The 20,825-nt window shown below is 53.2% G+C and carries 19 protein-coding genes; 14 read left to right on the forward strand and 5 right to left on the reverse strand.

All coding sequences use genetic code 11. From position 1 onward, the window contains the following. Window positions 1-205 precede the first annotated feature (205 nt). The 3 genes from polA (at window position 206) to ACJJIK_RS15570 (ending at window position 4,760) form a co-directional block, all read left to right on the forward strand. A complete protein-coding gene (gene polA, locus ACJJIK_RS15560) occupies window positions 206-2,944 on the forward strand; it encodes a DNA polymerase I (RefSeq protein ID WP_444943278.1) in 2,739 nt (912 codons plus the stop codon). A gap of 1,164 nt (window positions 2,945-4,108) precedes the next feature. Next, the gene (locus ACJJIK_RS15565) at window positions 4,109-4,567 is read left to right on the forward strand and encodes a hypothetical protein (RefSeq protein ID WP_444929200.1); all 459 of its coding nucleotides are present in this window, start codon (window positions 4,109-4,111) and stop codon (window positions 4,565-4,567) included. Between the two features lie 13 nt (window positions 4,568-4,580). Further along, window positions 4,581-4,760, forward strand: a complete 180-nt coding sequence (locus ACJJIK_RS15570) for a hypothetical protein (protein WP_444929201.1) — start codon at window positions 4,581-4,583, stop codon at window positions 4,758-4,760. Window positions 4,761-4,797: 37 nt separating this feature from the next. On the opposite strand, the gene yihA is transcribed toward ACJJIK_RS15570, so the two are convergent. Continuing rightward, on the reverse strand, window positions 4,798-5,457 hold the full coding sequence (gene yihA, locus ACJJIK_RS15575) for a ribosome biogenesis GTP-binding protein YihA/YsxC (protein ID WP_444929202.1): 660 nt from the start codon (window positions 5,455-5,457) through the stop codon (window positions 4,798-4,800). A 124-nt stretch (window positions 5,458-5,581) separates the two neighbouring features. Between yihA and ACJJIK_RS15580 the strand changes: the two genes are divergently transcribed. The 9 genes from ACJJIK_RS15580 to ACJJIK_RS15620 all read left to right on the forward strand — a co-directional run bounded on the left by ACJJIK_RS15580 (window position 5,582) and on the right by ACJJIK_RS15620 (window position 13,185). Beyond that, the gene (locus ACJJIK_RS15580) at window positions 5,582-6,244 is read left to right on the forward strand and encodes a c-type cytochrome (RefSeq protein ID WP_444929203.1); all 663 of its coding nucleotides are present in this window, start codon (window positions 5,582-5,584) and stop codon (window positions 6,242-6,244) included. Between the two features lie 227 nt (window positions 6,245-6,471). Continuing rightward, window positions 6,472-7,158, forward strand: a complete 687-nt coding sequence (locus tag ACJJIK_RS15585) for a thiol:disulfide interchange protein DsbA/DsbL (protein WP_444929204.1) — start codon at window positions 6,472-6,474, stop codon at window positions 7,156-7,158. Between the two features lie 279 nt (window positions 7,159-7,437). After that, entirely contained in the window at window positions 7,438-7,905 is a 468-nt protein-coding gene (locus ACJJIK_RS15590) for an ecotin family protein (RefSeq protein WP_444929205.1), read from the forward strand. Between the two features lie 260 nt (window positions 7,906-8,165). Further along, complete coding sequence (locus ACJJIK_RS15595) at window positions 8,166-8,645, forward strand: hypothetical protein (protein ID WP_444943279.1); 480 nt, start codon at window positions 8,166-8,168, stop codon at window positions 8,643-8,645. Between the two features lie 45 nt (window positions 8,646-8,690). Next, entirely contained in the window at window positions 8,691-9,329 is a 639-nt protein-coding gene (locus tag ACJJIK_RS15600) for a hypothetical protein (protein ID WP_444943280.1), read from the forward strand. 288 nt (window positions 9,330-9,617) lie between these two features. Beyond that, window positions 9,618-10,028: an ACT domain-containing protein gene (locus ACJJIK_RS15605; protein ID WP_444929208.1), complete on the forward strand. Its 411-nt coding sequence runs from the start codon at window positions 9,618-9,620 to the stop codon at window positions 10,026-10,028. Window positions 10,029-10,042: 14 nt separating this feature from the next. Next, on the forward strand, window positions 10,043-10,786 hold the full coding sequence (locus tag ACJJIK_RS15610; protein ID WP_444929209.1) for a hypothetical protein: 744 nt from the start codon (window positions 10,043-10,045) through the stop codon (window positions 10,784-10,786). A gap of 146 nt (window positions 10,787-10,932) precedes the next feature. Next, window positions 10,933-12,558 carry a M28 family metallopeptidase gene (locus tag ACJJIK_RS15615; RefSeq protein WP_444943281.1) on the forward strand — a complete coding sequence of 542 codons (1,626 nt, stop codon included), beginning with the start codon at window positions 10,933-10,935 and terminating at the stop codon, window positions 12,556-12,558. Window positions 12,559-12,690: 132 nt separating this feature from the next. Continuing rightward, complete coding sequence (locus ACJJIK_RS15620) at window positions 12,691-13,185, forward strand: hypothetical protein (protein ID WP_444929211.1); 495 nt, start codon at window positions 12,691-12,693, stop codon at window positions 13,183-13,185. 46 nt (window positions 13,186-13,231) lie between these two features. Here ACJJIK_RS15620 and ACJJIK_RS15625 read toward each other — a convergent pair whose 3' ends face one another. Further along, entirely contained in the window at window positions 13,232-14,110 is an 879-nt protein-coding gene (locus ACJJIK_RS15625) for a LysR family transcriptional regulator (protein ID WP_444929212.1), read from the reverse strand. 124 nt (window positions 14,111-14,234) lie between these two features. Here ACJJIK_RS15625 and ACJJIK_RS15630 point away from each other — a divergent pair, with 124 nt between their 5' ends. Beyond that, complete coding sequence (locus ACJJIK_RS15630; protein WP_444929213.1) at window positions 14,235-15,011, forward strand: ferredoxin--NADP reductase; 777 nt, start codon at window positions 14,235-14,237, stop codon at window positions 15,009-15,011. A 138-nt stretch (window positions 15,012-15,149) separates the two neighbouring features. Next, entirely contained in the window at window positions 15,150-15,710 is a 561-nt protein-coding gene (locus ACJJIK_RS15635; RefSeq protein WP_444943282.1) for a lipocalin family protein, read from the forward strand. Here the strand turns inward: ACJJIK_RS15635 and ACJJIK_RS15640 are convergent. From ACJJIK_RS15640 to ACJJIK_RS15650, 3 genes are read right to left on the reverse strand one after another with little or no spacing between them, the layout of a single operon-like run. Then, entirely contained in the window at window positions 15,702-17,393 is a 1,692-nt protein-coding gene (locus ACJJIK_RS15640; RefSeq protein WP_444943283.1) for a hypothetical protein, read from the reverse strand. The genes ACJJIK_RS15635 and ACJJIK_RS15640 overlap by 9 nt on opposite strands. Then, window positions 17,390-19,633 carry a hypothetical protein gene (locus ACJJIK_RS15645; protein ID WP_444943284.1) on the reverse strand — a complete coding sequence of 748 codons (2,244 nt, stop codon included), beginning with the start codon at window positions 19,631-19,633 and terminating at the stop codon, window positions 17,390-17,392. Before ACJJIK_RS15645 ends, ACJJIK_RS15640 begins: the two co-directional genes overlap by 4 nt. Then, entirely contained in the window at window positions 19,626-20,825 is a 1,200-nt protein-coding gene (locus ACJJIK_RS15650) for a BatA domain-containing protein (protein ID WP_444943285.1), read from the reverse strand. Before ACJJIK_RS15650 ends, ACJJIK_RS15645 begins: the two co-directional genes overlap by 8 nt.

The raw sequence follows: 20,825 nt of genomic DNA on the forward strand, positions 1-20,825 counted from the left end.
ACTAGCCAAGCCCGGGGATTGGGTGGGGGGGATGCGCCGATAGTGTTTAGCGGTGGGGTGGGGCGAGTGGGCTTTTGTGCAGGCGGGTACTGGGCCGCCTGCGGGGGAATAAGCCAGTGAGCGGAAAAACAATGCGAAGGACGTTATCCTATCGGCCTGCCGCGCGTCCCGAACGCCAAACTAAGCAAGCAAGAATTCATCGTCTATGAGCAAACAAAACACCTCAGCCGCCCCGTTGATACTGGTGGATGGTTCCTCCTATCTCTATCGCGCCTTTCACGCCTTGCCGCCCTTGACCACCAGTCAGGGCAAGCCCACCGGTGCGGTGCGCGGTGTGATCAGTATGCTGCGCCGCCACCTCAAGGAGCACCCGGGCAGCCCTGTAGTGGTTGTTTTTGATGCCAAAGGTAAGACTTTTCGCGATGAGATGTTTGCCGAGTACAAATCCCACCGCCCCCCTATGCCGGACGACCTGCGCGAGCAGATTCAGCCTATTCACGACATTATTGATGCGATGGGATTGCCGCGTCTGGTGGTCGATGGTGTCGAAGCCGACGATGTGATCGGCACCCTGGCACTGGAGGCCCAGAGTCAGGGGCAGCAGGTCATAATTTCCACCGGCGATAAAGATATGGCGCAGCTGGTGCGCCCGGGCGTTACCCTGGTCAACACCATGTCCAATACTGAAATGGACAGCGAGGGCGTAACTAAGAAATTTGGCATCGGCCCTGAACTGATTATCGATTTTCTCGCCCTGATGGGCGATAAATCCGACAATATCCCCGGAGTTCCCGGTGTGGGCGAGAAAACCGCGCTGGCGCTGTTGCAGAACCTGGGAGGCTTGGAAACGATTTATGCCGACCTGGATGCCATTGCACCGCTGGGATTCCGCGGCTCAAAAACTCTCGGCAAGAAAATGGTGGAGCACCGCGAGGCGGCGGAACTCTCCTATAAGCTCGCCACGATCAAAACCGATGTGGAGATGCCGTATCATCCCCAGGAACTGCACAATTCAGAGCCCAATACCGAGGCGTTGGTTGAGTTATTCTCGCAGAATGAGTTTCGCGGTTGGCTGGAAGAGCTGACTAGCGAAGAGGTGGAAGAAGCCGTGGCGGAAGCGGTTGAGCGCGACTACGCCATAATCACTGAAATGGCGGAATTTGATGCCTGGCTGGAGCAACTGAAGGACTCAGATATTTTCGCCTTCGATACTGAAACCACCAGTCTCAACTATATGCAGGCAAAACTGGTGGGGGTGTCTTTTACCACAGAGCCCTACCGTGCCGCCTATGTTCCCCTGGCCCATGACTACATGGGGGCTCCTGAACAGCTGCCCTTTGATGAAGTACTGGCCAAACTCAAACCTCTGCTGGAAGACCCTCAGCAGCAAAAGGTCGGTCAGAACCTGAAGTACGACAGCCATATCCTGGCCAACTACGGTATTGAGTTGCGCGGCATTGCCCGCGATACCATGCTGGAATCCTATGTCCTCGACAGCACCGGCAGCCGTCACGATATGGACAGTCTGGCACTCAAGTATCTGGGGGAGCACACCGTTCACTTCGAGGATATCGCCGGTAAAGGCGCCAAACAGCTGACCTTTAACCAGATCGAACTGGACAAAGCGGGCCCCTATGCCGCTGAAGATGCAGATATTACTTTGCGCCTCCACAACGAGTTGAATACACGCTTGGAGCGAGAGGCAACTCTGCTAGAGGTACTCGATGCGATAGAGATGCCGCTGCTACCGGTTCTCGCGCGTATGGAGCGCAACGGCGCCTATATTGATGCCAAGATGTTGGCAGCCCAGAGTGCCGAGCTTGAGCAGCGCATGCGCGCACTGGAACAACAGGCCTACGAGGTCGCCGGTGAAGAGTTCAACCTGGGCTCTACCAAGCAGTTGGGCGCGATCCTGTTTGAAAAGCTGCAAATTCCGGTGATCAAGAAGACTCCCAAAGGCGCCCCCTCGACCGCCGAGGCTGTATTGCAGGAGCTGGCCCACAACCACGAGCTGCCGGCACTGATTATGCAGTATCGCGGTTTGGCCAAACTGAAGAATACCTACACCGATAAGCTGCCCAAGATGATCGATCCGGGCAGCGGTCGTGTACACACCTCCTACCACCAGGCGGTGGCCGCTACCGGTCGCCTGTCGTCCAGTGACCCAAACTTGCAGAATATTCCGATCCGTACGGAAGAGGGGCGCCGTATTCGCCGGGCTTTCACTGTTGACCCCAGAATTGACGGTGGCAGCGAGATTATCGCGGCGGACTACTCCCAAATTGAGCTGCGAATTATGGCGCACTTATCCGGGGATAAAGGGCTGGTGGACGCCTTTGCCCAGGGGGCCGATATTCACCGCGCGACGGCGGCAGAGGTCTTCGAAGTGACCCAGGATGAAGTGACTGATGAGCAGCGCCGGCGGGCCAAGGCGATTAACTTTGGCTTGATTTACGGTATGTCGGCGTTCGGCCTGGCCAAGCAGTTGGATATCCCGCGCGCCGATGCTCAAACCTATATCGATCGCTACTTTGAGCGCTACCCGGGCGTGTTGCGCTATATGGAAGACACCCGCGCACAGGCGGCAGAGAAGGGTTATGTGGAAACTCTGTTTGGACGCCGCCTCTACCTGCCGGAAATCAATTCACGCAACGGTATGCAGCGCCAGGCAGCGGAGCGCACGGCTATTAATGCCCCTATGCAGGGTACTGCTGCCGATATTATCAAACGCGCCATGATCGCCGTGGATAACTGGCTGCGGGAACAGAAGCTGGCGACCCGGATGATTATGCAGGTGCACGATGAGCTGGTGTTGGAAGTTCCCAAGGATGAGGTCGATATTGTGGCCAATGGTATTGTCGAGCTGATGCAGGGCGCAGCGGAGCTTCAGGTTCCCCTGATTGTGGACCTGGGCCGGGGCCGAGACTGGGATCAGGCCCACTAATCTGGCGGCAAAATTTATCCAACAAGTGGGGGCCGAGTGCGTTGACGGAATCAGTTGGCGTGCTCTTATTGGTACAGATGAATAAAGTGCCAACTTATGTGTTTTATTAGACGTTTTTGCAATCTTTTTGAAAATCCGTGGAACTGTTCCAGCGACAGATCCTCTAAAAAGGCAAGATCGTTGGAATGCGTCATCATCCCCCAAGGAAGTCAGATGTTTGCCCCGGTACTCCCCCAAGTCCGGGGCATTTTTTTGTCTGCTATAACCCCAAACCTCAAGTTCCCCTCTATCAATAAATGAGTGCCCATATTTTTTAGCAACCTATGGGGGCTGGGTGAGCGAGAATTGCCAGCGGGAAGTTATACACAGCATAAGCAGCGGACTTTAGGGGGGGGACAAGCCGCTATTGCAGATACGGTTCTGTAGGTATTCGCCGTATCTAATGGTTTTGTCTCGGTATGGGGTGGCGGTGGCGGGCCTGGCGCTGCGCTTATAGCAGCAGCCATATTAGGCGTCGTGCTGTCGCAATTTTATTTTTTCATCATAAAAATTGACGACACACATTTAGAAGAACGGATAAAACGCCAAAACCCGTATTTTGTTTACACTTATTTACCAAAGACCTGGGAACCATTGATGGGCAGGGCTTATCCAAGAAATCAGTTCATTGTTACTCCTTAACCCCAAAGCGTTTAGCTTTTTCCACCCCGGATGTCCCCAACTCCGGGGTTTTTTTATGTCTCTCAAATTTCTCCTTCATAATTAAATTATTTCGATTTTGTTGGTGATAAAGCACTTTTGAGTGTGCGGTTTGGAACTCACTTCCGGAATAACGACTTTCTGGAAGATAAGATGTATTCCTTCCACTGCCATCCAGATACGTTTGGGAAGCTGAAAAAGCGAGCCTACTATTCGGATAGGTAGAGGAGTTTTGGATTGTAAGGAACCCTCAGGTACGCCCGTCCCCCTGGGTGTGCCTGACAAGTGCCCCACCCCAAGGGCACTGTCCCCTAGCCGGTAGCCCCCATCTACCGGCTTTTTTTATTCCCGTGAACGCTTCTCAAATCCTTAAGGACGAGAAAGGCGCCTCTTAAACACAAATGCACTTGCAAATGATAATGGTTCGCATTATCTTTGATTGAAGTCAAATATGGGGGCTTACCGGTGAATTTACGTTATTTGTGTGCCAACCACCGCCAGTGGTTGACCGCCGACACCGATCGTGCGGAGAAGGCGTGGCTCGATTGGATTGAACGCGGCAAGCTGTTGATTGAGGAGCGCAACTACGCTGAGGCCATTCCCTATTTGGGCTGTGCCTTCGACCTGGCCAGCTTTCTACTGGAAAAGCAGTGGCCAACCTATGCCATTTCGGCAACGCGCTTTAGTGAGAGCGCTCTCTGGCTAATGGCTGCCTACCGGGAGCTGGGCGATGAAAAACTTCGAAACTACATACTGGCCGGCGCCAGCTCAATGCTTGCCCGCGAATTGGGCGACAGCCACAAGCAGAGGATTGCTGCGGATTGCCTCAGCGCTCTGTACCCCGGAGAGGCACAGCAGCCGATGCGCGACTTCTCCAGCGCCAGATTGTCTGCCTGTATCAATGGCGGCAACAGCTTGCACTGAGGAGACTGAGCGGATGGACGCCGATGGCAACTCCGGTCTGCTGACGATTGCCATACATGAAGAGACTCTGGTCGCCCTTCTCGCACAGAGATACTTACACGCAGAGGAATTACACGGTTTAACTCCGGGAACACGCCGACGGCTGCACCGGGTACTGCTGCGTGCTCTGATTCCCGAACAGAAGCGTTTGTGATCGCTCGGGGGGCGCTGCCCCCGGGCTATCAATCAGATCAGTCCTCTACCGGGTCGCTCTCCTCGGAGATTTCCAGCCACTCGTTGAGCTTGCGCTCGAGTTTGTCCAGGCCAGTCTTCTTGGTCGAGGAAAAAATTTGTAGGGTGACTCCGTGATTCAGGCCCTGCTCTTTGAGGGCTTTCTCCACCGCAAAGCGGGTGTTGTTGGCGGGACCGTTCTTTAGCTTGTCGGCCTTGGTCAACAGGATGTGCACTGGAAGCTTGGCCTCGACCGCCCAGGTGAGCATATGCAGGTCGAACTCTTTGAGGGGTTGGCGAATATCCATCAGCAGTACCAGACCCCGCAGGCACTCACGCTTTTCCAGGTAGGTGGCCAGATGGCGCTGCCACTCATCTTTCATACTGCGGGCGACCTTGGCAAAGCCATAGCCGGGCAGATCCACCAGGCGCTGCTGCTCGGAGAGGCGAAAGAAGTTGATCAGCTGGGTGCGCCCCGGGGTTTTTGAGGTGCGCGCCAGTTTGTTGTTTTCCGTGAGCGCATTGATGGCACTGGACTTCCCCGCATTGGAGCGGCCGGCAAAGGCCACCTCGGCACCGAGGTCCTCCGGACACTCCGCCAGGGTGGGTGCACTGGTGAGAAATTGTATGGAACGGTAGTTTAGTTTCGGTGGTTGAGCTTTAAATTCTGTATTTGACATCGTATAAGTCTGTTTATTCGGTACACTCGCTTGGCGCGCAAGTATATAATGCCGCCGTTTTCGCGTCGCAGGACTATCGGGGGCGGTGCGAAACGCCATCTCACAGCGCGCAATGGGACGACGTATGAACAGCATTATCAAGAACACTGCTCTGGCACTCGGTTTAGCTTTCGGCTTGGGCGCCGTGCCCTTGGCGATGGCTGCGGGCGACGCTGCTGCGGGCAAAACCAAGGCCGCTCAATGTGCAGCCTGCCACGGTGCAGACGGTAACAGCCTTGCCTCAGCTTTTCCAAAGATTGCCGGGCTCGGCGAAAAATATCTGCTCAAGCAGCTTCAGGATATTCAGAGCAAAACCCGCGATGTACCGCAAATGATAGGCCAGCTGGATAACTTCAAAGAGCAGGACCTAGAGGATATCGCCGCTTACTTTGCCTCTCAGCCAATGCAGCTGACCGGTTCAGCAGAGGCTGTTTCCGTGATGTTGAACAATGGGGACAAAGTCGACAGCCTGGATCTTGGTCGAAAAATCTACCGGGCCGGCAATATGGAGACGGGTGTTCCCGCCTGCATGGGGTGCCACTCACCCAGCGGACAGGGCAATGCTCCGGCCGGTTACCCGCGTCTGAGCGGTCAGTATCCGGAGTATATCGAGGCGCAGCTGAAAGCGTTCCGCGCAGGTACTCGCAATAACGACGGTGAAGTTCGCACTATGCGCACCGTGGCCAAGCAGCTCTCCGATGCGGAGATCAAGGCTCTGGCCAACTATATTGCCGGTCTGACGAACTAATCGCCAGTTGGTTTAGGTACAAAAAAGCCGGTCTGTGACCGGTTTTTTTGTACCTGTGGGTTAATCGCAAGCTCCCCTGCCCGGACAAACTGGACAGTTTTTGCAGTGCTTCCTTGCGCGAGGGTTCGGGAACTTAAATAATCTGCGCTGTCTATTGTGTCCTCAGTGGCGCGACAGCCCGCCGAGTTACGGCGTTCGCAGCACTAAATAAAAGTTGGAGAAAACTTATGAGAGCAGTTCTCGCCCCAATCACTATGGTTCTGGCTGTAATGTTCAGCCTCGTTGCCTGCGCCCAGGAAAGTGGCGAGTTTAAAGCGGGCCAGCACTATGAAGTACTGCCGCAGGCGGTACCGCAGAAAAGCAATGACAAGATCGAAGTGACTGAGATGTTCTGGTACGGTTGTGCCCACTGCTATCACTTTGAATCGATTCTGGATCGCTGGAAAGCAAAGATGCCCAGCGATGTGACACTGCTGAAGCTGCCTGCGATCTGGCAACCGGTGATGGATGTTCACGCGCGTATTTTCTATGTCGCAGAAGCCATGGGGGTTCTGGACAAAATGCACACCCCGATCTTCAACACTATCTACAACCAGCGCCAGATGCTGGCTATCCGCGAGGGCCGCAACTGGAAGCCCGACTTGAAGGCGATCGAGGCGCTGTTTAACAAGCACGGTGAAGATGGTGCCAAGGCGGCCAAACTGATGAACTCCTTCGCGATCAACAGCAAAGTGAAGCAGGGTATGGCCAACCAGCGCGCCTACAAAATGACCGGTACCCCAGAAGTGGTTGTTGCGGGCAAATACCGTATCAGCTCTTCCTTCCCCGGTTACAAAGGCAAGAGCAATGGTCAGGAGTTGATGCTGCAAGTGGCTGACTACCTGGTCGCCAAAGAGCGTGCAGAGCGCGGCTAAGCCAGCCGACGATACAAACCCCGCCTCGAGCGGGGTTTTTTATGCCCCCTCTAAAAGTACTGTGCCGGCATCCGCGCAGCAGCTTCTATTCCCCCTTAGTCATTTTCTGACTTGAAAGTCTAAAACGGGCTTTGCCGCTTCACCGTCTGCAACAATGCCAATCGCGAATCCTGCTGGCGTCGACAAAGCGCACCGCTTTGCTGGGAGACGCAGGGGAAAGCGAACTAGACTTTATAAAGTTTTGTCCGCCACTCTCCGGCTTAGCAGTGAGGTCATACCATGCCAAGAGTAGTTGCCACTGTCTTCGTGTTGTTACTGGCCGTGGATAGCCTGGGCTCGGTACCGCTGGATGCATTTCCCGGGGAGGTCGATGGCAAATCACGCCATGTGATCGAGCTACCTAAAGTGGTGGATGAAAGCCGTTTTAGAGTCGAGCTGATGCCGGGAAAGAGTGAGCTGGTCGACTGTAACGGGCAGAGTTTCAGCGCGTCTTTGCGCAAAGATATTCTTCCCGGCTGGGGTTACCCCTTCTATGTGCTGTTGGATCTAACCCCGGCTGTGAATAGCCAAAAGGTGTGTGCGCCGGGCTCAGAAACCCGGCGATTTATTCGCGTGCGTGGCGACGGTTTGATGTTGCCCTATCGCAGCCACTTACCCCTGGTTGTTTACCTGCCCCAAGGGGTACAGCTGAAATATCGAGTGTGGCGGGCGGATAAGAATTTTTCTAAGGCAAGTTCAGCTAATTAAGCTAGCGAAAAACCTGACCGCCCATTCTTATTGTGAATCTGTCGTAAATTTAAATATTTTTAATGCTTATCCTGCCACCGTTGTAAATTGCGTCTAGCCTTACTATTTGAGGGATGTGAAAAATAGCGCCCAAGCATTTTTTCACGCCGATAAGTGAGGCTTTGGCCCCGTAATCGGAAAGGAAAATTGGCGACTTCTTTAGTCGTCTTTTGAATAACTCACCCCGGTATTGCACCGGGGCCGATATCCTGGGGCTGCGCATGAAGTTCTTGCGTCATTTAACAAAGCGGCATTTTATCAAACCGGTTGTTTCCTTAGTCACAGCAGTACTCCTAGCGGTGCCGTTGTGGGCCTCGGCGGAATCCGCCCAGCAAAAGTGGGCGGGAAATTGGCTGGTCGTGAGTGAAGGTGATGACCAGTTAGTGTGGCAACTTCACGCCGATGGCTCCGGGTTCGCCTATGGATTTAATACCAAGGGCCTGTTAACCCATGGTTTTGCCATTAACTGGCAGCTGGATGGCGACCGAGTGCGGGTGAAAACGGGCACTTCGGTCCGCTGTAAGGGTGGCGTTGTCTCTGTCGCATTCAGAGACTGGAGCCGTGCCACCCTGCTATTTGCGGTGATCGATGGCCGCCACTGGCTCCAGGCCGGCGGTGGGCTCTTGAGTTTTCAGCGCCGTCTGGCGAACTGGCAAACCCCTAAAGCGGGGGCGAGCTGCCCGGATATTGTCAGTCGCTAGCCGCTGATTGTTGTGCCGGCCGCGTTTAACTCGGGTATAGCAAAGATGATCCGCTGGTGGGGAAAGAGCAAACTCTACTTTTTCCCACCATTGCTTGTTTTTGCTTTAATGACCAATGCCAGTGAGGAAAAAAGAAAAACACTTAATGACGGCTGGCAGGCAAAATCCCGCTACCATGCCCATCAATGGGTTGGCGCCTGGTTAATTTCCCGTGATGGCGAAGCCCGCTATGTGTGGAGTTTAAAATCCGATGGTAGCGGTAGGTCCTACGCCTTTTTAAGGCGGGATGGAGTCATGCAGTTTGTATTTGGCTATGATATTAATTGGTATTTTGATCCTTTTACGCAAATGGCCAATATAAAGACCGAACGGAGAATTGTTTGCCGGCGAGGAAAACTCTACCCCTATTTTCTCACCTTAAAATCCTATGAAAGTGACTATGCTGTACGGGGTAAGTTTGCCTGGCAGACAACCTGGACAGAAGTGAGTATTGGGCAGAACCGCCTGCATAAATCTTTTATCGTTTTTGTCGCGCCCCTGTCCGCGTGGCATGATCCCGAGAGTGGGGCAGCCTGTCCCTCCTTTCCCCCTGTGCGCCTGGAGCAGGATATTGATGCGGAGTTGAGACGCTGGGATGCAGAGCAGGACTCGTCGGCAGTCGATATGCCTTCCAGCACGGAATAATTCTTAATTTAATCGCTTGAGTCTTTATATAAGGTAAACAGCACACCTTAAAAATTGACTTGATGATTAGGTGGATTTATTTTCGGACACAATAATTATAAAAATGTGTGATCTTATTTTTTTCAAATTAAAATACCCTGCCGGTTAACTAGAAAGATTTCAATAGATCTTTTTTGAATTTTGGTTTTTCTGGTTTAACCAGCAAGACTCTGCCATAAAATCCTGACGGTAAAGATAAGGCGGTTGTGTTTATCGATCTGAAGAAAACCTCCAGATGACAATGAGAGTATGAAAGCTGATCTATCCATAGTGAGAGCATTAAGGGCCCTGTACCCCAGACTACACGATGAAATTTACGTGTTTTGTCAGCTGGCAGATACCCGTGACACTCATATTTTGGCTCAGAGTTTATATTTTTTTCGCGAGGGTAAGGGTGTGAGCGTGATACTACCTCAAAGTTCTGCCCGACAATTAGAGATTGTGGCAAGTGCCCCCTTTCGTCAGATTAGTTTGCAGATACTGGCGGGTATCGAGATATCCCGCGTTACTCCTGTGGTTGCGCAGGAATTGATAGAGGCTGGGATCGATACCAGTGTGGTATCTACCCTACACAGCAGTCATATCTTTGTCCCTGAAGGGAGAGCAGAGTTTGCCCTAAATATTCTGCGCGGTATCCGCAACCGAGTTTCCTACAGCTGAGAAATGGCTTGCCAGTGCGCATCAGTTACCCCTCCGCACAACCCCACGGTGAGATTCGCCAGCTGCTGCCCAACTTTTTTTGTGTGCCCGGGACTATCAAGTTTGCGCCGGGGATCACCATTAACCGAAATATGGGGATCGCCCGCTGGCAGGACCAGCTTACTTTGATTAACCCCGTTAGGTTGCGCCCACAGCAGGAGGAAAAATTAAAAGATTTGGGGCGGGTGAGTCATGCCATCCGACTGGGCTATCACCATGGACGCGACGATCTTTACTATCGAGATCACTTTAACCTTACCTATTGGCGGCAGAGAGGCTCGGATTTTTACCCTCCGCCAGCGGACAGAGTCGTGTGTGAGAGTGAGAGCTGCCCAATTCCCGGGGGGCGCTTTATGGTGTTTGCCCACAGCCAGTTTCCCGAGGCTGTGTTGTGGCTCCCGCATAGTGGGGGCTTGCTTATCAGTTGCGATGCCTTGCAGTACTGGAATTCCTGGCACGGCTGTACCTGGCTTGGCAAAAACCTGCTGAGGTTTTCCGGTATACGCCGGGGGATGCAGGTTGTGCCCAGTTGGCGGATAAGAGTGACACCAAGTGATAAAGATCCCAGGTTGTGGTTGCGGGATGACTTCGAGCAAATTCTGCGACAGCCCTTTTTGCATTTTCTTGCCGCTCACGGAGATTTTTGTGCGGATAATGCTTATGAAAAAGTAGTTTGTGCGGTGAGGCGAGCGTTCCCCGGTATAGAGAAAGCCGCATAACTAGGTTGCGGCTGGACTGCGGCTGAGACTAGCCGGTGTCGTGGTAAGATGGGCTATTGCTCGACGGTCTGCAAGTTGAGGGTACAACTCCACAGGACCTGTCCGTATGAACAATCACGCTTTTTTCCTGAGAAGTAACACTCCCCATGAGAATTAAGAGTCTATTGGGTGCCCTGACTATGGCACTTCTGGTGGCTTGTACCACCTCAAACCTTGAAAAGACTAGCCCCATTGCTGATAGCGATTATATCCGACGGGATATCAATTACCTCGCATCAGCTGAGTTGGAGGGGCGCGATACCGGTAGTGAGGGCTATCGCAAAGCTGCACAGTATGTCGCTCAGCAGTTTCAAAAGATGGGGCTGCTCCCGGCGGGTGAGCAAGGCTATTTTCAGGAGGTGCCTTTTCGCAGCGCCAGTTGGGATGGAGATGATCCTAAATTTATCCTGCAAGGCCCGGACAATATAATTGCCATGCAGTTTGGTGAGGATTTCCTCGCATCTCCCTCTGCGCTAAGTGAGAACTCACAGCTCAATGCTGAGTTGGTATTTGTCGGTTACGGCATTGAGGCTCCAGACTACGGCATCGATGATTATGCTGGCCTGGATATCCAGGGGAAAATCGTGGTTGCTCTGGCTGGGCGTCCACAAAGCCTGCCCAGTGAAGTGGGGGCACATCACTCCTCTTCGCGTACCAAGCGCCAAGCCGCAGCAAAGCACGGCGCCGTAGGTTTTATCCGCTTATATACGCCCGAGCGGGAGAAGCGCCGTCCATTCACATATTATGCAGAGCACCGCTTTGACGATACGTTTGATTGGGTGAAAAAGAATGGTATGCCGGGTAGCGCAATCCCGGGTATGCACCCGGGAGTGATGTTGAGTATCGCTGCGGGCAGCAAGCTGTTTAATGGTGCTGAGCGCAGTCTTGAAAGTATTTTTGCCGATATTGAGCAGGGACAGATTCCGACAGGTTTTCCGCTTGAGTACCGCGCGGAATTAAGCAGCAGCTCCAAGCATCAACGCGTAGTCAGTCCCAATGTAGTGGCGGTTCTGCCGGGTAGTGATCCACTGCTGAAAGATGAATATGTTGTTTTTTCCGCACACCTGGATCACGTTGGAAAAAAAGAAGGCGGTGAGATTTACTACGGTGCCCAGGATAATGCAGCTGGTATCGCGGTTATGCTGGAAACTGCACGCCTATTTGTAGAATCTGGGCAGTCCCCCCGCAGATCGCTGCTGTTTGTAGCTGTTACCGCTGAAGAAAAAGGTCTGTTGGGGTCGGACTACTTTGCCGAGTACCCCACAGTGTCACTGCCGTCTATCGTAGCCAATATCAATCTTGATATGCCTATGCTGCTGTATCCATTCCGCGACATTATTGCTTTTGGTGCTGAGCATTCCTCTTTGGGACAAATTGCGGAACAGGCTGCACACCGCTCTGGGTTAAAACTCAGTCCAGACCCTATGCCCGAGGAAGTGATCTTTGTGCGCAGTGACCACTACAACTTTGTCCGTCGTGGAGTGCCCTCGATCTATTTGATTACTGGCCGGGAGGCAAAAGACTCCAGTGTAGATGGTACCGCTGCACAGATGGCCTTCTTCCGCGAGCGCTATCATAAGCCCGGGGATGCTGCGGACGAGCAGATTAACTATGAGGCGGCCAAACAGTTTACCGAGGTGAACTACCTGATTGCCAGGGAAGTGGCTGACTCTAAAGCTAGGCCATTTTGGTATGAAGGGGATTTTTTTGGGGAGCTATTTGGTACTAATTAGGGCGTAGTGACTAATCGTTCAACTGTGAACAAATTGTGCATATTTTTTGTAATATGAATATAAGTTTATGTTAAATTGCGCAGCCTATCGGCTAGCTACCGATAAATAAGATATATAACACTAGGAGTAAATATGTTTAAGAAATTTGCTTTGGGGGCTGTTGTTGCTGGATTGGTAACGGTAACTGGCTGTGCAAGTATCGTGAGTGAGAGTTCCTATCCGGTAACTATCAATAGCACTCCGAACGGTGCAAACTTCACCATTATTGATTCAGTGGGCCTGGATGTTCACAGTGGTGTAACCCCTGACACTATTACCCTGCCGGCATCCGATGGCTTCTTCTCTTCCGCGAGCTATACGGTGAAATACCAAATGGCGGGTTACAATGAGCAGAGCTTTGAGATCGAAGCGGGTATGGACGGCTGGTACATCGGTAATATCGTTTTCGGTGGCCTAATTGGCTGGTTGATTGTTGACCCTGCAACTGGCGCAATGTGGAAACTGCCAGAATCTGTGAACGTTACTTTTCGGTCAGATACTGCAGCAGCTCCAATGGGTGGGTTAAATATTGCTTCTATCGACGAAGTGCCGGAAGAAGCTAAAGCACAGCTGGTACGAATTAAGTAATATCGTTGCCGGTTGTTAGAAAGCCACCCTTGGGGTGGCTTTTTTATTAGGCCTGCTTACACAGCTCTATCCAGCGCTCAATTCCCGCACTTCTATATTTTTGTCGCTGTAAGGCAAAATAAAATTCTCGATGAAAATTCCTATGTGGTACAGATAGCTCAATTAGTGATTCCCGCTTTAGTGCGTCAGCTAATGAAACCCGGGATAAGCAGCTGATACCAAGTCCGGCCTCTACTGCTCGTTTAATGGCTTCTGTATGCTGTAGCTCCAGCAAAATATGGAGACTGGGAAGTATTCCCGCCATTGCCCGCTCAAAAGTCTGGCGGGTACCGGAGCCTGACTCCCGGGTTATCCATGTGGCATTGAGGAGGTCCTTGTCTCTTAGGCGTTTGCGCTGAGCCAGAGGGTGGGAGGGCGCGCAAAAGACGACCAGTTCATCGTTGCGCCAGGGGATTATTTCAAGTTCTGGGTGGTTGATCTCCCCCTCTATTAGTCCCAAATCCAACTCAAAGTTGAGAACGCGCTCAGCGATTGTCGAGGTATTGGCAACTTCTAGTTCCACTCGTGTGCCGGGTTGCTCTTCCATATAACGGGCCATCACGCTGGCAGCCAGGTAGTTGCCAATGGTGAGGGTGGCTCCGATCTTCAGGCTTCCCAGCTCCCGGTGAGTGGCCAGTGTCAGTTCAAGCTCCTGGGCCCGTTCCAGAAGCTCTTCCGCCCGTGGCCACAACTGCCGCCCCAATTCATTCAGACGCAGGCGTTTACCGGTACGCTCGAACAGGCGCAGCTCAAACTGCTGTTCAAACTCTTTTAGCGCGGTGGAGGCAGCGGACTGGGACATACTCAGGCTCTCCGCAGCGCGGCTGACATTCTCGTAATGGGCACAGGCGAGGAAGACCTCTAGCTGGCGGAGCGTATAGCGCAAAGGGATATCTCCAGTTGATCGTTAAAATAGATAAGGAATATCGAAATATCCCACTTTGCCAATAGATCTTCTAGGGCTAAAATTCAACTACCAAGAGACTCGTGGAATAACCGGTTTTAAGTTTATGTCCAAATTTAATATAGAAAAGGTGTTGGAAGTCCATCACTGGAACGACACACTGTTTAGCTTCAAGACCACTCGGGATTCGGGTTTTCGCTTTGAGAATGGACATTTCACAATGATCGGTCTGCAGCAGGACAACGGCCGTCCGTTGCTGCGCGCTTACTCTATTGCCAGTGCCAACTACGAAGATGAGTTGGAGTTCTTCAGCATCAAGGTACCCGATGGCCCCCTGACTTCCCGTTTGCAGAAGATTGTGCCGGGCGACGAGATTTACGTGAGCCAAAAGCCCACCGGTACCCTGGTTGCGGATCACCTGTTGCCGGGCAAACGCCTGTGGTTGCTGTCTACAGGTACTGGTCTGGCGCCTTTCATGAGCATTATCAAAGACCCCACCGTCTACGAGCGTTTCGATCAGGTAATCCTTACCCACGGTGTTCGCTATGTCTCTGAACTGGCCTACCAGGAGCAGATCGAGAACGAATTGCCGGAGCATGAGTACTTCGGTGAGATGGTGCGCGAGCAGCTGCTCTACTACCCAACCGTGACCCGTGAGCCCTATCGCAATACCGGCCGCCTGACCGACCTGATGCTGTCTGGCAAACTCTTTACCGATCTGGGTGTGCCCAAGCCGAGTGTTGAAGAGGACCGCTTTATGCTGTGCGGCAGCCCGGCAATGCTGAAGGATCTCACCAATATCCTCGATGACTGGGGATTCAAGGAGACCCGCGCAGGTGTGCCTCACGAGTATGTGATTGAGCGCGCTTTCGTCGAAAAATAAGTTGGCTAGTCCAGCGATAAGAAAACCACCCTTGCGGTGGTTTTTTTATGGGTGAAATAGCGCTTCCCAGCGCTATCCTGCATTGTGAGGTATTGAGCTTCCACTCTGTTCTAAGTCGAATTTGCCGGGAGTGGCTGGATGAAGCTGTTTTCTCCGCTTGTGTTGCTGTTGCCCCTCTTGTTGCTAGGGGCCTGTACACGGCTGCCGGAAGGGGTTGAGCCAGTACAGGATTTCCAACTACAGCGCTATTTAGGCCGCTGGTATGAGATCGCTCGCCTGGATCACTCTTTTGAGCGCGGCCTGACTCGGGTAACTGCCGACTACAGTCTAAGCCCGGATGGCTCTGTCGCGGTGATTAATTCTGGGTATTCCAAAGCGCGTGATGCTTGGCAAATCGCCAAGGGTCGGGCCGAGTTTGTCGGCCCTAGGGATATCGGCCATTTGAAAGTCTCTTTTCTCGGCCCCTTTTACTCGTCCTATATCGTTATCGCCCTGTCGGATGATTACCAATACGCGATGGTGTCTGGCTACGATAAATCCTACCTGTGGATATTGTCCCGCACCCCGACCATGCCCAAGGGTGTGTTAGCGCAGTTTTTAGATAAGGCCAAAGCCCTGGGCTATCCCGTCGAGCAGCTGATATTTCCCCAGCAGGAGGCACAGCGGGGCAATAACCCCACGGCACAGTCTTCAAGATAGCGATCTGTGCAAAAGTCTGCGCTCTCGCCACCAGCTTATACATACCAGTAACAGCAGAATTAGCGTCGGCCAGCGGCGCTCCAGTGCTACTTTGCTTGCGCGATTATCCGCGATTGGTCCCAAGCGCGCGGTGGCCATCTGCCGTGTCTCAGTGGTATTTAGGGACTGTTGCCACAGGGGCCAGTCCCCTTGGGCGAAGATATAGAAGTCTAATACCGACTCCCCTTCCGCTTTGGCTTGAAGCTGGTGCCAGCCAGAACCCTGCGGCCAGAAGCTGTAGCACTGGCCTTGGGAATTACTGCCTGCGGCGATTCCGCTGAGAGGGGGGAAGCTATTTTGAGAGGCCAGTAATCGAGGGCTCTGCTGAGAAAAAAGTGGGCTGCACAGGGTGAGGCGCTCTTGTGTGCGCGGTAACTTATTGGAGAGCGTTACTGGCTGCTGTCTGCCCAAGTGTTTGAGTTGGTAATCGACAATGGACTTCCACAGGCTGGAGAATTCGGCAGCAAAGCCACTGGTTAGCCAGCGATAACTATCGCTAAATAGGATAAAGCCCAGGTGCTGTCCCTGGTGCGAGCGCCCCCAGAAAATAGGTTTTTCTTTGTTGCCCAGTAAGAAATCAGTGAAACCCGGCTCGGTGACGTTAAAGCCTAGATGACGCAGTAGGGGAGCTTGCGGGTTATCCGCTTTTTGGTAGCCAAAGCCGGCGGAACCTGGGGGAGAGTCTCCCGCTTGCAGAGGCATGGATTGGAATGCGCTGTATTGGATAAAGCCCTCAGAGCTATCGCTACTGACCAGCCATAACAGTGACTTTTTTGTGCTTAGCTCATTGAGCTGTTGCCGCTGCTGAGGGGAAAACTGTGGCCATAAACGGCTATCGAGAATCAGTAGATCGAAGGGACTTGCGCTTGCGAGTAGATCCGCAGGTTTGCTTAATGGCAATCCGTTAAGGGCTTCTGTTCTTATAACTTCAGGTGCCAATTGGGTCATGATCTGTGCCGCTACGCCGGATTGACGCAGCCAGCGGGAGAGAGCGGCAGTCTCAAAAGAAGGGCGAGTGAGCCATAGCAATACCTTGGGCTGGAGCGGCTCTCGCACCAGAATAGGTAAAGGATTTGTATGGGTTGTCTCTGCTTTGCTGTCAATCCGCACCCGGTATAGCTGGAGGCCTGCGAGTTTTGGAGTGGCAGTGAGTTGTGTCTGAATGACTTCTCCCACTTTTAGCTCAATACTGTCTTCAATATGGCCGTAGGGATTGAGCAGACTAATTTGTACGTTTTCAGTCAGTGGCTGGTTGTTGTGAACCTTTAACTTTAAAGAATCACCCAAGATAATTTGCCGCTGCCAGTCCAATTCCCAGCGGCCATCAGATTCCTGGATCTTCGATAACTCCAGACGCACCGGTGCCAGGTCCCGCAGTTTGTCGCGACTGAGTGGTTTGCCATTGAGGCTGATTCGCTCCACCCCGGTGAGATTGAGTGGATATGAGCTCGCCAGCTGTTTGCTGTCGATAGAGATATTGCGCTCGGCGGGAATGATTGCCGGCGGCTGCCAGAGCATCCAGGCACTCAACCAAATCGCCAGTTGCAGGCCGTAGTCGAACGGCTTGGCGCCTCGGCGGCGCAACAGTACCAATGATACTAAACAGGCCAATAGGCACAGGCCGGGTATTAATAAATCAATCACAATGATTTCTCCCCTTGCTGGTGTAGCCAGCGGCTGAAATGGCCGTCTGCCTCAGTTTGCAAAGGCAGTGAAGGGGCGGATTCCGGTGCCGGCAGTAGCTGATAGAGCAGTTGATTCAGGGAGTCCGTGCAATCAATACAGTTCGGTTGTTGGTGGCGCTGCTGGTATAAACGCAGCTGTTTGGCGAGTTCCAGGCCGAGCTCTGGTGATTGCTCTGCGGCTAGCTCATTTATCTGCACCAGCAGATCGGTATTGAGTTCGGCGCCAGCGTCTACCAGGGCCATTAGGGTGAGCACCTGTGCTCTTTGTTTTTGTTCAAAGGCACTGTCGACAGTTTCTGGCACTACGTCTTCCCGCTCACCGCTGAGGCGGCGGCTTTCGTCTACAGGCGGTGCCTCGAAGCCGACTCTCTGCAAGTAAATACGCGAGGCCTGCTGTACTTCTTTGATAAAACGCAGAGCTCGGTGCTGGTGGGGCAGGGAGGCCTGGGGTTCGATTACCGACAGGTCGCGCCAGGAACTCCACATGGCGTTCAGCGCGTTGCGCAGCAGCTCCTTGGTTTGGGGATCAAACAGGGTGGCGTGTTCAGAGCTGTCATGCTGATGCCCGACGGAAGCGACTATGCGCTCTGCCTGTTGGAAACGGGAGCCACGCTGGGCAAAGGGAGCGGCAGTTTCTTCGCCATGTGCCTGGTGCTCACCTTGTTCTGGATGATCGTGGCTATGACCGTGTTCGGACTCCTCTTTATCATCGTGCTCCTCGCTCTCTGCGCCAGAATGCTCCGCTTCCGAATCCTCTTCGCCGAGAAAGCGGCCGTAGCGCATGCGCAACAAGTTCTGTTCATAGGCTAAACCCTCGGCGCGCTTGCGAAACTCCTGCGGGTGCAGCTGTTCTCGCTCGGCTAATAGGGCCTCGGTATCTATAATCAGCTGGCGTTGGCTGCGGAAGTACTCCGGCAGTATTTTAATCGCCATACCCTCGCTGTCACTCAGCCCAAAAATCTCCTCCTGTGGCCAGCGCAAGATAAAGTGTTGGCTCTTGGCAACGTTGGCACTGGGCTCGCGGTTATCCCTGGCCTCCAGATACCAGTAGAGTTCATCGCCCGCTTCCATGGAAAACTGCTGGATAGGTAGGGTGAAGTCGTAGCGAACTTCTTTGCGGTTTATTGAGGGCGTTTCGCGTGAAGGCTCCGCTGCTGAAGAGGAGGGCTGCAAGCTGCTGAGTGCAATACGCTCTTCGCGAAAGCGTAAATTTTCCCCGCTACCGCTGGCAAGGGTGACCAATAAATCCGCAGAACTCACCTGGTAATCATCATTAATGATTACTTTCACGGGAATACCTTGGGCGCTCCCTTTAATGGTATCGACGCGCAAGCTGGGTGCCTTAAAGGTAAACTCCGGAGCATTGTCTTTTTGCACCCGAATATTATGAATTTCCGGCAATAGCATTTGGCTCTCCGCGAGTTGCACTGAGAGCTGGTAAAAGTCTGCCTTAGCGATAGTGCGTTGTAATTGCCACTTTTTACTGGGTAGATCACCTAGCGGAGAAAAGGCGAAGCGCTCAGCTTCGGCCAACATTTCCAGCCCTTGTACCGGCTGATTCAATTCAAGTTGCCACTCGACCGCAGACTGCTCCGGCACATCGATTTGTAGGGATTGGCTGTCGGCCGCGAGCCCAGTGTAGGCGGGCGGCTGGATATGGGTTGCCGCGTGGGTTATGGCGAGTTTTTCGGCAACGGGAATAGCTGTATTTTGTTGCGTGGTCTCAGTTTTATCCCCAGTGAAGTGAGAATCGCTCAGTACAAATAGCAACAGTCCCAGGCAGGCACCGAAGGCATTTGTCAGGGTACTGCGGAGTTTTTTTGGACCGAAAGGCGACCGGTCGCCACTTTCCAGCAGTTGTTGCAGCTCTGTTTCGATACGCGCGCGCTGTAATTGCTGCAATGGACTTAGACAGGATTCCTGCTGGCTAAGCAACTGGCTGCTGTCTTGCAGCTGGGGATATTGTCCATCCAACTGTCGGCACAAGCGCTCGGGGCTTGGGCGCCAGCTGCGATCTAGCAGTATCGCTACAACAATAATCCCAAGCCAGGCGGGCAATAGCCACTGTGGCCAGCCGAATATAAAAATACCCAAGCCGGCCAGAAGACAGAGGCCAGTGGCGAGGCAGAGGTAGGGCCGCAGGGCTGTCCGTTGCCAGCGCCTGCGCACAGCGTTAAGGGTTAACTGGCGCTTATCCACGGTTCGCCTCCCGATTATGTTTGGCAGGAGATTGCGATAGGGCAATTAGGCGCTCAAAAGCCAGTAGTAACAGCAGGGCGGCTATTATCCAGGGAGACAGCTGCTCGGTGCGGCGGTTTTCCACTTCGCTATCGGCCACAGGAAGGCCTATCCCTGCCGGCAGCCGATGGCCAGACCAGTGGCCACGATTGTGGTGTTGCAGAGCCCAGTCTTGCCGAGACCAGTGCTGCCACAGGAGTTCGGGCAAATCCGCGCGGCGATAAAACGTCTCGCTGGACCAGTCACTTTCGTAGCGCAGCCAACTTCCCCGTCCCACTGAGGCCGCTTGAGCTGACTGGCTGTTATCCACAGCAACGAAGTTGAGATTATCGGCAGGGGGGATACTGTTGTCAGTGAGTAACAGGCCCCCATCTGTAACAAACTCCAGTACGGCTTGTGGCAGGGGCGCGGGTCCGGTGTAGATAAGCCAATCTGTCTGCTCGGCACTGGGGGTCTCTTCTCGCAGCAGGGTTTGTACCGATAGCTCCGGCATATTGCTGTGCCAGTCTTCCAGCACTGGCGCCCACCAGCTGGGCGCTTTGCCCATTAAAGCGATACTCGGTAATACCGGGCTCGGAGCTGTGGATGGTTTATCCAGGCCATGCCACTGCCAGTGGGGACTGACTCTTAGTGCCTGATGGGATGCTGGGCCCCCATTGTTTATCAACAGGATATGAGCCCTGCGCAAATCCACGCGGCGTGATAGTGCCGATAGAGTTTTCCACAGGTCCACATTTTGTGGTGGGGGTGAGGTTGTGGCGGGCGTTTCTGGGGATAACCACAGCACTTTATAATTCTCCCCCACAAGCTGCGGCAGAGAATTGTGGATAAATATGCTCGCTTCCCCCGATTCAATTCTGGGGTCTACCAGTATCACGGCCTCTTGGGGATAAATTTCCCGTTTTATCAGCGGCTGCGCCAATAAAATTGCCAGCAGGGCGACAATTAGCAGGCGCAACAGCAGTAACCACTTGTTATCCACAGTCGGGCGGCGCGCGCGACTCTGTGAATATCTTTGCACCCATTGCAGTGCAGCAAAGGAGATCTGCTGTGGATTACTGCGGCGTAGCAAATGAATGGCGATGGGAATAAGTAGGGCGGCCAAAAGCCATAGCCACTGGGGGGATTGAAATAAGTTATTTATCCACAACAT

The sequence above is a fragment of the Microbulbifer regidiadema (SeqCode) genome, from assembly GCF_052466995.1.